Source organism: Curtobacterium sp. MCBD17_013 (assembly GCF_003234565.1).
Taxonomy (GTDB): domain Bacteria; phylum Actinomycetota; class Actinomycetes; order Actinomycetales; family Microbacteriaceae; genus Curtobacterium.
In genome coordinates this window covers 22,316-32,067 of the sequence record NZ_QKTU01000022.1, presented here as the reverse complement: position 1 = coordinate 32,067, position 9,752 = coordinate 22,316, and the positions used below count along the sequence as shown (strand labels likewise).

At 71.2% G+C, this 9,752-nt stretch carries 11 protein-coding genes; 6 read left to right on the top strand and 5 right to left on the bottom strand.

Features of this window, described 5'->3' with window-relative positions:
- The first annotated feature begins 16 nt into the window (after positions 1 to 16).
- From DEI81_RS15010 to DEI81_RS14995, 4 genes are all read left to right on the top strand, one after another.
- Positions 17 to 1,090, top strand: coding sequence for an ABC transporter ATP-binding protein (locus DEI81_RS15010; protein WP_111011535.1), 1,074 nt, complete (start codon positions 17 to 19; stop codon positions 1,088 to 1,090).
- 160 nt (positions 1,091 to 1,250) lie between these two features.
- Positions 1,251 to 1,532, top strand: coding sequence for a type II toxin-antitoxin system RelE/ParE family toxin (locus DEI81_RS15005; RefSeq protein ID WP_111011542.1), 282 nt, complete (start codon positions 1,251 to 1,253; stop codon positions 1,530 to 1,532).
- A 13-nt stretch (positions 1,533 to 1,545) separates the two neighbouring features.
- Positions 1,546 to 1,842 (top strand): HigA family addiction module antitoxin, encoded by a 297-nt coding sequence (locus DEI81_RS15000; protein WP_111011534.1) that lies wholly within the window; start codon positions 1,546 to 1,548, stop codon positions 1,840 to 1,842.
- A gap of 119 nt (positions 1,843 to 1,961) precedes the next feature.
- Positions 1,962 to 3,365 (top strand): MFS transporter, encoded by a 1,404-nt coding sequence (locus tag DEI81_RS14995; RefSeq protein WP_181435447.1) that lies wholly within the window; start codon positions 1,962 to 1,964, stop codon positions 3,363 to 3,365.
- Between the two features lie 3 nt (positions 3,366 to 3,368).
- Here DEI81_RS14995 and DEI81_RS14990 read toward each other — a convergent pair whose 3' ends face one another.
- Together DEI81_RS14990 and DEI81_RS14985 are read right to left on the bottom strand one after the other, a co-directional pair.
- Entirely contained in the window at positions 3,369 to 3,848 is a 480-nt protein-coding gene (locus tag DEI81_RS14990; RefSeq protein WP_111011532.1) for an NUDIX domain-containing protein, read from the bottom strand.
- A 142-nt stretch (positions 3,849 to 3,990) separates the two neighbouring features.
- Positions 3,991 to 5,514 carry a hypothetical protein gene (locus tag DEI81_RS14985; RefSeq protein WP_111011531.1) on the bottom strand — a complete coding sequence of 508 codons (1,524 nt, stop codon included), beginning with the start codon at positions 5,512 to 5,514 and terminating at the stop codon, positions 3,991 to 3,993.
- Between the two features lie 225 nt (positions 5,515 to 5,739).
- On the opposite strand from DEI81_RS14985, the gene nagB reads away from it, so the two are divergent.
- Positions 5,740 to 6,540: a glucosamine-6-phosphate deaminase gene (gene nagB / locus DEI81_RS14980; protein ID WP_111011530.1), complete on the top strand. Its 801-nt coding sequence runs from the start codon at positions 5,740 to 5,742 to the stop codon at positions 6,538 to 6,540.
- Positions 6,541 to 6,609: 69 nt separating this feature from the next.
- On the opposite strand, the gene DEI81_RS14975 is transcribed toward nagB, so the two are convergent.
- Positions 6,610 to 7,032 (bottom strand): organic hydroperoxide resistance protein, encoded by a 423-nt coding sequence (locus DEI81_RS14975; protein ID WP_111011529.1) that lies wholly within the window; start codon positions 7,030 to 7,032, stop codon positions 6,610 to 6,612.
- Positions 7,033 to 7,113: 81 nt separating this feature from the next.
- Positions 7,114 to 7,560 carry a MarR family winged helix-turn-helix transcriptional regulator gene (locus DEI81_RS14970; RefSeq protein ID WP_258368778.1) on the bottom strand — a complete coding sequence of 149 codons (447 nt, stop codon included), beginning with the start codon at positions 7,558 to 7,560 and terminating at the stop codon, positions 7,114 to 7,116.
- Between the two features lie 215 nt (positions 7,561 to 7,775).
- Here DEI81_RS14970 and DEI81_RS14965 point away from each other — a divergent pair, with 215 nt between their 5' ends.
- Positions 7,776 to 8,456 (top strand): hypothetical protein, encoded by a 681-nt coding sequence (locus DEI81_RS14965; RefSeq protein ID WP_111011527.1) that lies wholly within the window; start codon positions 7,776 to 7,778, stop codon positions 8,454 to 8,456.
- Between the two features lie 75 nt (positions 8,457 to 8,531).
- Here DEI81_RS14965 and DEI81_RS14960 read toward each other — a convergent pair whose 3' ends face one another.
- Positions 8,532 to 9,725 carry a MalY/PatB family protein gene (locus tag DEI81_RS14960; protein ID WP_111011541.1) on the bottom strand — a complete coding sequence of 398 codons (1,194 nt, stop codon included), beginning with the start codon at positions 9,723 to 9,725 and terminating at the stop codon, positions 8,532 to 8,534.
- Positions 9,726 to 9,752: the final 27 nt, after the last annotated feature.

Sequence of the window (9,752 nt, the reverse complement as noted above, 5' to 3'; positions counted from 1 at the left end):
CCTCCCAGGAGCCCGCATGACCCGCACCGCCCAGCCCACCCCCACGACGGCGAACCGCAGTGGGGCCACCGTCGAGCTCGACGGTGTCGTGAAGTCCTACGGCGCCCACACCGCGCTCACCGGGTTCTCGCTCCGACTCGAGCCGGGGGAGTTCGTCTCGCTGCTCGGACCGTCGGGGTGCGGCAAGACCACCGCACTCCGGGCACTCGCGGGTCTCGAGGTGATCGACGCCGGCGCCATCCGCATCGACGGCCAGGACGTCGCGGCCGTGCCGGTGGAGCGACGGGACATCGGGATGGTGTTCCAGCAGTACTCGCTGTTCCCGCACATGACCGTCCGGCAGAACGTCGCCTTCGGGCTCGAGATGCGGAAGGTCCCCGCGGACGACCGGCGCCGCCGTGTGGTCGAGGCCCTCGACATGGTGCACCTCGCGGACCTCACCGACCGCTATCCGCACCAGCTCAGCGGCGGGCAGCAACAGCGCGTCGCGCTCGCCCGAGCGCTCGTCACGCGGCCCCGGGTGCTCCTGCTCGACGAGCCGTTGTCAGCGCTCGACGCCAAGGTGCGGGTGACGCTCCGCGACGAGATCCGTCGCATCCAGACCGAACTCGGCATCACGACGCTGTTCGTCACCCACGACCAAGAGGAGGCGCTCGCCGTCTCGGACCGGATCGCCGTGATGCACGGGGGCGGGATCGAACAGATCGGAACGCCGGAGCAGCTGTACATGCGGCCCGCGACGGCGTTCACTGCGGACTTCGTGGGTCAGTCGAACCGGCTCCGCGGGGACCTCCGCGGAGGCGACGTGTTCACGTACGGGTTCTCGCTGCCGAGCATCGACCGCACCCTCGACGACGGGCCCGTGACCGCCTACGTCCGCCCCGAGGACGTCATGCTCGCCCCGGACGGCGGCCTGTCCGGCGCCGTCCTCACGTCGAGCTTCCTCGGCTCGGTCCGCCGCACGACCCTCCGACTCGACGACGGCACGGCGCTCGTCGTCCAGCACGACGTCGCGCAGCGGCCGGTTCCCGGCGACGAGGTCCACGTCCGCCTGCTCGGGACGCCGGTCGCGGTGGCGCCGCTCGGTTGAACTGCGCCCGGGAGGCGCGGTGTCATCGGGTGCGGCGCCTCCCGTCCGCTGTGCTGCGGGCCATCGACGCCGTACCGCCGGAGCGCCCTGTGTCGGCGAGAGAGTCCGCGATAAAGTACTACTGTTGGACGTCACTATCGGAAGCCGATATCATGTGGTCGTGATCCAGTCGTTCGGGGACGAGCTGACTCGGAAAGTCTGGCTCCGGCAACACGTTCGGCGTCTCGGTCCGGACCTGCAGCGGTCCGCTCAGAAGAAGCTCCGTCTGCTCCATGCAGCGGAGACCATCAACGATCTGCGGATTCCGCCCGGCAACCGGTTGGAGAAGCTGTCCGGCGACCGCGAGGGGCAGTATTCGATCCGCGTCAACGATCAGTACCGGATCTGTTTCGTCTGGACGGCCGCAGGACCCTCCGATGTCCACATCGCCGACTACCACTAGCGAAGGAACACTGATGTCGAAAGCACATGACCCGATCACACCCGGGGAGATCCTGCGGACCGAGTTCCTCGAGCCACTCGGCATCACGGCGTACCGACTCGCGCAGGCGACCGGGCTACCGCAGACGCGGCTGAGCGAGGTCATCCGGGGGAAGCGCCGTATCACCACCGACACTGCGCTCCGGCTGTCGCAGGCGTTCGGGCTGTCCGAGCGATTCTGGCTCAACATCCAGAACGACTACGACATCGAAGTCGAGCACGACGAGCACGACGACGAACTCGCCCGGGTCGAACGGCTCATCCCGGCGTGACGTCGGAGGTCGTACCGCTCGTGGAGATCATGCCGAGCTGGAGGACCGGGCGATCCGCGGTGGGTGAGGACCTTCCGTAGCTGACGATCCAGATAGTTCGCAAAGCTAAGCTAGCGACGGTGACCTCCTCCGCTGCCGCGCCCACCCTCAGCGCCCGGCGGCGGACCCTGGCCCTCGTCTCGATCCTCCTGTCGACCCTCACCGGCACCATCGACACCTCGATCGTCAACGTCGCCCTGCCGAAGCTCGCGACCGATCTCCACGTGGCGCCGTCCGAGACCGTGTGGGTCGCGACCGCGTTCCTCCTGGCCGTCGCCTGCTCGGTCCCGGCCACGAGTGCGCTCGGCGACCAGATCGGTCGCCGCCGGTTGTACCTGATCGGCGTCCCCGTGTTCACGTTGGCGTCCCTGGGCTGCGCGCTCGCGCCGACGCTCGCGGTCCTCGTCGCGTTCCGCGTCGTCCAGGGCATCGGGTCCGCGGTGGTCCTCGCCGTGGCGATCCCGCTGATCCGGCGCCTGTTCCCGCCGGAGCGCCTCGGGCAGACACTCGGGCTCAACGCGATGACGGTCGCCATCGGGACGTCGGCCGGACCGACGCTCGGAGGGTTGATCCTCGCCGCACTCCCGTGGCCGTGGCTCTTCCTCATCAACGTGCCGATCGGTGTCGCGTCGTTCGTGCTCGCGCTCGTCGTCCTGCCGAAGGGCGTGCCCGAGCGGGGCGACTACGACTGGCCCGGTGCCGTCTGGGCCGCGGGAGCGATCGCCGCGCTGCTCGTCGGCGTCCGACAGCTCGCCGCGGTCGCGACCCTCTGGCACGCGCTGGTGCTCCTCGTCGTGTGTGCCGTGTGCGTGGTGCTGTTCGTGCGTCGTGAGCGGATGGCCGCCCGGCCGCTCATCCCGCTCGGCTTGTTCACCGGCCCGTTCAGTCTCACGGTCGGCACGGCGTGGGCGTCGTTCCTGGGGCAGGGCATCGCGTTCGTCGCCCTGCCGTTCCTGTTCCAGACCGCGTACGGGGCGAGCCCGCTCGAGTCGGCGCTCCTGTTCACGCCGTGGCCGCTCGTGATCGTCGTCGTGGCACCGCTGTCCGGGCGGATCGCCGACCGGGTCCGTCCGGCGGTGTTGGCCCTCACAGGCCTCGTCGTCCTGACGATCGGCCTCGTCATGCTCGCGCTGCTCGGGTCCCCGCCGCCGATCTGGCTCGTGCTCCTGTCCACCGCCGTGTGCGGCCTCGGGTACGGCACGTTCCAGAGCCCGAACAACCGGGACATGATGGCCGCCGCTCCCCTCCGTTACGCCGCGAGTGCATCGGCCGTCCTCAACACGAACCGAACCGTCGGGCAGTCGGCCGGGTCGGCCGTCGTCAGCATCGCACTCGTGGTGAGCGGCGCCGCAGCCGGGTCGATGGCAGCGCAGTCGTCCGCTGCCAGCGCCGTGCTGTGGGTCGCCGTGGTGGCGGCGGCCGCTGCGACGATCCTGTCCGCCGTCAAGCTCCGGGTGACCGCGGCCGTGCGGCTCGGACGCTGAGACTCAGGTCCGGAACACCGCGGCGGGATCGTCGCGCAGCGCGGCTGCCACCCGACTCCGCATGTCGTCCGACATGGCGGGGAGGTCCGACACCGGCGCCCAGACAGCTTCCGTGTTCTCGCCGTCCGCCGGGAACGGCTCGCCCGACACCCACCGGAACCGGAACACGATGTCGATGTACTGCGCGCGATCGCCGTTCGGGTAGGTCATCGGCGCGAGGGTCTGCACCATCGCCAGTCGCTCCGGCACGGCGACGACGTCGGCTTCCTCCAGGACCTCGCGCGCGGCGGCGACCGCGGGTTCCTCCCCGGGGTCGATGATCCCGGTCACCGGTGTCCATGCTCCGGTGTCGGCACGGCGGACGACGAGGACCTGCTGCTCGTCGCCGTCGCCCCGCAGCACGACGGCCGTCACGCCCGTGAGCCAGAGCAGGTCGGTCCCGACCTTCTCGCGGAGCGCCAGGACGAACTCGGGAGTGGGCATGCCCCCACCGTAACGACCAGGGTGGCAGCGGGCGGGCGTCCCGGACGGCCTGTGGACGACGAAGGGCCCGCCGTCCGATGTGGACGACGGGCCCCGCGTCGTGCCTCCCGTCCTGCGGCGGACCGCGGGACGGGAGGACCGACTAGCGCTGCGTGCGCCGGCGAGCGATCCGGAGACCGGTCACGCCGAGGCCGGCCATGAGCAGACCGAGGGCCCACGGCAGGGCCCGGGTCGTCTCGGAGCCCGTGAACGCGAGCTCACCCGTGGCGGTCGTGGCCGTGGGGGTGATCGCCGCGACGGTCGCCGCGTTCGGGACGACCTCGACGGGGAACGCCGTGCTGAACGCGTCGGCCGAGACGGTGAGGTGGTGGGTCGAGGCGTGCGGGAACGTGACGTCAGTGCCACCGAGGTCGTCGTCCGCCTTGACCACGTCGGAGGCGTAGTCCGACGTGACGGTCGGCTCGACGAAGGTGCCGTCTGCCTCGTCGACCTCGTTGCCGTACTGGTCGACGAGGCCACCCGCGACGACGAGGGTGCCGCCCTGGTGGATCGTCGGCGTACCGCCGTCGGTGATCGTGCCGACCGCCCAGGTGCTGCCGTCCGGGTCCTGCTCCACGACCGTGTCGACCTCGGTCGAGATGTGGCCGTCCGGGTCGATGATCCACGAGGTCGTGGTGTCGTCGTCGATCTTCCCCTTGTCGGTCGTGTAGACCTCGACGCCGTACGCTGCGGCGGCCTCGACGTTGACCTCGACGTACTCGGTCGACGTACCGCTGCCGTTGTCCGCCACGACGGTGAAGTCGTAGGTGGTGGCGAACTCCGGCGTGCCGCTGAGCGTGCCGTCCGCTGACAGGGTGGTGTGGTCGGGAAGCTGCGTGTCCGGGGTGTAGGTCGGGTCGTCAGCGGCGGCGTCGGCGTCGTCCTGGTAGAACCAGCCGACGCTGTAGGTCGGGGTGGGGTCGCCAGCGGCGCTGAAGACGTGGGACAGGCTCTGGCCCGCGACGACGGACAGCTCGAGCGGGTCGCTCTGCGAGGTGTGCTCGGAGAACTCGGCGGGGTCGGTGACCGCCGCTGAGGTCACGGTCGCGCTGTCCCCGTCGGTGTCCTCTGCCGTGACGGTGATCGTCGTGCCGTTCTCGGCCGCCGACGGCACGAAGGAGGCCGAGGTCCCGGTCTGGAGCGTCGTACCCGCACTGTTCGTCCACGTGAACGTGGGGGTGCCGGTGAAGCCCGTCACGGTCGCGGTCAGGGGCTTCCCCACCGTGGGGGCCGTGGTGCTCAGCGTCACCGTCGGGGCGGCGACCGGGGTCGGCACGGCCGGGCTCGCGGTGCTGCTCGGGTCCGTCGCGCGCGATGCGCTCGGCGTGGCCGCGGGGTGGTGGCTCGGGGTGCTCGAGGGAGCCGGAGCGGCCGTCCCCGCCGTCGCGGTTGGGGCGTCGGTCGGCGTGGCCGAGGCCGTCGGCGACGCGGAGCTGCTCGGCGACGGCTGGTCCGTGCCCGGCGTGGCCGGAGCGGTCGCGGCAGCGGTCGCGGTCGTCGTGTCGGTGAGCGTGTCGGCCGACGCCGTCTGGACGCCGAAGACGCCGAGGCCGGTGGTGAGCCCCACGAGGGCGATGGTGGTGCCGACGGCGCAGGCGCGTCGGGTGCCGGAGGTGCTGCGGTGCACGGGTGTTCCCCCAGTTTTCGGTCCGCTGATGCGGACATGTGAATCGACCGAGAATGTCGGGCGTGCTCGGAGCGTAGCGGTAAGGGGCCGCTGGCGGAACATCCGTCCAGCCATGCACCCGTTCTGGGGTCAGCGACCCGCCGCGGGCAGCGCTGCTCGGTCGCGGGCGACGCTCCCCGATGGACCGCGTCACGGGAGGATCAGGCCGCATAGGCTGGGCCCGTCATGGAGATCATCATCCTGCCCACAGCGGTCGAGGTCGGCCGGATGGCCGCTGCGAAGATCGCGTCCGTCGTGTCCCGCAAGCCGTCCGCCGTGATCGGGTTGGCCACCGGGTCGAGTCCGCAGGACATCTACGCCGACCTCGCGCGGCGGGTGCAGGGCGGGGAGATCTCGTTCGCCCAGGCCCGCGGGTTCGCGCTCGACGAGTACGTCGGGATCCCGCTGGAGCATCGGGAGAGCTACGCCAGTGTCATCGCCCGCGACGTCGTCGGTCCGCTCGGGTTCGACCCCGCGCGGGTCCGGGTCCCCGACGGTCGTGCGGCGGACCTGGAGTTCGCGGCGAAGGAGTACGACGCCGCGATCCGCGCGGCCGGGGGCATCGACGTGCAGATCCTGGGGATCGGCGCGAACGGGCACATCGGGTTCAACGAGCCGACGTCCTCGTTCGCGTCCCGCACGCGCATCAAGACGCTCGCGCCGGCGACGCGCGCGGCCAACGCGCGGTTCTTCGACTCGGTGGAGGAGGTGCCGATGCACTGCATGACGCAGGGGTTGGGCACGATCCTCGAGGCGCGGGAGCTGGTGCTCGTGGCGCAGGGCGAGGGCAAGGCCGCCGCCGTCGCGGGCGCGGTCGAGGGGCCGGTGAGTTCATTCGTGCCGGGGAGCGCCCTGCAGTTGCACGAACACGCGACGGTCATCGTCGACGAGGCCGCCGCCGCACAGCTGCAGCTCGCCGACTACTACCGCCACGTGTTCGCGAACAAGCCGGCGTGGCAGCGCTTCGACGCGACGCCAGCACGCTGATCCGCAGCGGTCCACTCCCCACCGCGGCTCGTGGCGGTGGGGAGTGGACCGTGCGGCGTCGACGTGGGGTCAGTCGTCCGAGACGCTGATCGTGACCTCGATGTTGCCACGCGTCGCGTTCGAGTAGGGGCAGACCTGGTGCGCCGCGTCCGCGAGGGCCTGTGCTGCGTCGTGCTCCATCCCGGGGATGACGACCTCGAGGTGGACCGCCAGCTGGAACCCGCCCTGCCCGTTCGCGCCGATCTGCACCCGGCCGCCGACGGTGGTGTCGGTGATGGAGACCTTCTGTGCCCGGGCGACGCCCTGGAGCGCGGAGTGGAAGCAGGCGGCGTACCCGGCGGCGAACAGCTGCTCGGGGTTCGCGCCGGCGCCCGAGCCGCCCATCTCCTTCGGGATCGCCATGTCGAGGTCGAGCGTGCCGTCGGTGGTCCGGACGTGGCCGTTGCGGCCTTCGCCGGTCGAGAGGGCTTCTGCGGTGTAGAGGGCGTCCATGGTGTCTCCTGTTCGTGGTCGTCACGCGGCGCGTGACGGGGGTGGGTGGGGCCTCCCGGCCGGGCCGGACGGGAGGCGCGGCTAGCGTGCGCCGGCCGTGGTCGCCTGCATCCCCGCCGTGACGCGGTGCAGGGTGTCGATGAGTCCACGTGCCGTGTCGAGATCGATCGCCATCCCGCCTGCGATGCACCCGGGCACGTGGGCGAGGTCGGACTGCAGTGCCCGGCCGTGGCCGGTCAGCGCGATCTCGACGACCCGTTCGTCGGCGCGGCTGCGTTCACGCGTGACGAGGTCCGCGTCCGCCATGCGCCGCAGCAACGGTGAGAGCGTGCCCGAGTCGAGGTCGAGGTGGTCGCCGAGCGCGCCGACCGTCAGGGGGCCGCGGTCCCAGAGGAGGACGAGCACGAGGTACTGCGGGTACGTGAGGCCCCAGGGGGCGAGGAGTGCGCGGTACGCCTGGGTCGTCGCCCGGGCGGCGTCGTAGATCGCGAAGCAGACCATCTCGTCGACGGGGGCAGGCGTGTCCATGACACAAGTATTGCACGCAATACAGTTGCGAGCAGCCGAACCCGATCCGAGCGATCGGAGAATTGCTCCGAGGCCGACCAATCCACCTCCGTGGGGGCGCCGAACTACCTGCACAGACCGAGCAAATGCTCGAAGCGCTCACCGGCCACCTGCGGCTGGTTCTCCACCCTCAATCAGGGTGTGTTCGGCGTGCCCACAGCAAGGGAGAAGTCATCATGCGTGGATTCACCAAGACCACCGTCACCATCGCCACCGCTGGAGCGCTCGTCGCCGGGCTCGGCGGCTTCGGCGTCAGCGCCGCGAACGCCGCGGCCCCCGCCGTGCACCTCGCCGCGTCGTCGTCGTCGAAGATCCCGGCCCCGGCCGCAGCCGTCCCCGAGATCAAGGGCGGCGACACCGCGGTCGCGCTCGACAGCGGCTTCATGAGCGCGCTGACCTCGCTGAAGCTCACCCCGGGCGTCAGCGGTTCGGCGAAGCTGTCCGGGTCGACCGTCTCCTTCCCGATCACCGGCGGCAGCGTCGTCTACTGGTCGCCGAAGAGCGACTACCGCCCCTACGTGCAGGGCCTCATCGAGCACGACGGCTCGGGCCTGACCCTCAAGGGCGGCTCGACCACCGTGACGCTCGAGAACTTCACCGTCAACCCCGGCAGCTCGAAGCTCTACGGTGACGTGCTCGTCAACGGCAAGCCCGCCGCGACGCAGGCCTACCTGTTCGCCCTGCACGGTGGGACGCTCAAGCCGCTGAAGCTCCAGGGCGACGACGCGATCCTGACCGGCACCACGGTGCACGTGTCGTCGGACGCCGCCGCGCTGCTCAACAAGACGTTCGGCACGACCGCCGTCAAGGGCAACCTCCTCGTGGGTGTCGCGACCATCACGGCGCAGATCAAGTAACACTCCCGGTCCTCCGGGGCATGGACGACGACGGGCCCGGTGCACACGCACCGGGCCCGTCGTCGTGTCCGAGGGTCAGCGCGCGGCGCCGGCCGTCGCGTCGCCGATCCGGCGGAGGGCCTCGCGCAGCGTCTCCTCGGAGCACCCGAAGTTGAGCCGGGCGTGCCCGATGCCGGGCGTGCCGAACTCCGGTCCGTGGCCCAGTGCGACCCGTGCCGCGTCGACGAGCGGCGTCGCGGGGTCGTCACCCCACGGCGTGCCGCGGAGGTCCAGCCACGCCAGGTACGACGCCTGCGGTTGCCGGTAGCGCGCCCCCGGCACCACCTCGGGCAGGAGCTCGGCGAGCAGACGACGGTTCGCGACGAGTTCGCCGAGCAGGGTCTCGAGCCACGGCTCGCCGTCACGGTAGGCCGCCGTGCTGGCGAGGTACCCGAGGATGCTCGTCCGCCACTCGACCTCGCGCGGCAGGGCGTCGAACCACGCAGCGGCCCGGTCCGAGGCGCCGATCATCATGGCGCACTTGGTCCCCGCGATGTTCCATCCCTTGCTCGCCGCGGTCACCGTGACCCCGACCCGGGCCGCGTCGTCCGAGGCTGCGAGGAACGGCGTGAAGACCGCGTCGCTGTGCACGAGCGGCGCGTGGATCTCGTCGCTCACCACGACCGCGTCCCACTCCGCGGCGAGCGCGGCCAACGCGGCGAGGGCCTCCCGGCTGTGCACGAGACCGAGCGGGTTGTGCGGATTGCAGAGCAGCACCGTGCGCGCCCCGTCGGCGAACGCGCGGCGCACCCCGTCCAGGTCGATCCGCCAGCCGGCGGTCGTCGGGAACGGCGTCGCGTCGTCGTCGGCGTCCGACGGCGGCAGGAGCGGGACCTCCACCGCGACGCAACCGGCCTCGTCCACGAACTCCCAGAACGGCGGGTACACGGGCGGCATGACGACGACGCCGTCACCGGGTTCCGTCACCTGCCGGAGCACCTCGACCGCTGCGACGGACACATCGGTGGTCGTGTGCACGAGGTCCGGCTCGACGCGCCACCCCCACCGCCGCTCGGCGAAGTCCGCGAACGCGTCCGGCAGTTCCCGAGACGATCCCAGGTACCCGGTGTCGCCACCCTGCACGGCCGCGATCATGGCGTCGCGGACGGGCTCGGCGAGCGTGCAGTCCATCTCGGCGACGAACATCGGGATCACGTCCGGCGGGAAGTCGGTGTACTTGCCACTGGTGCGGGTCGCTCGCGCGTCGAAGGGCGAGATCATCAGGCTCATGCCCACAGCCTGGCAGCAACCCCGGCG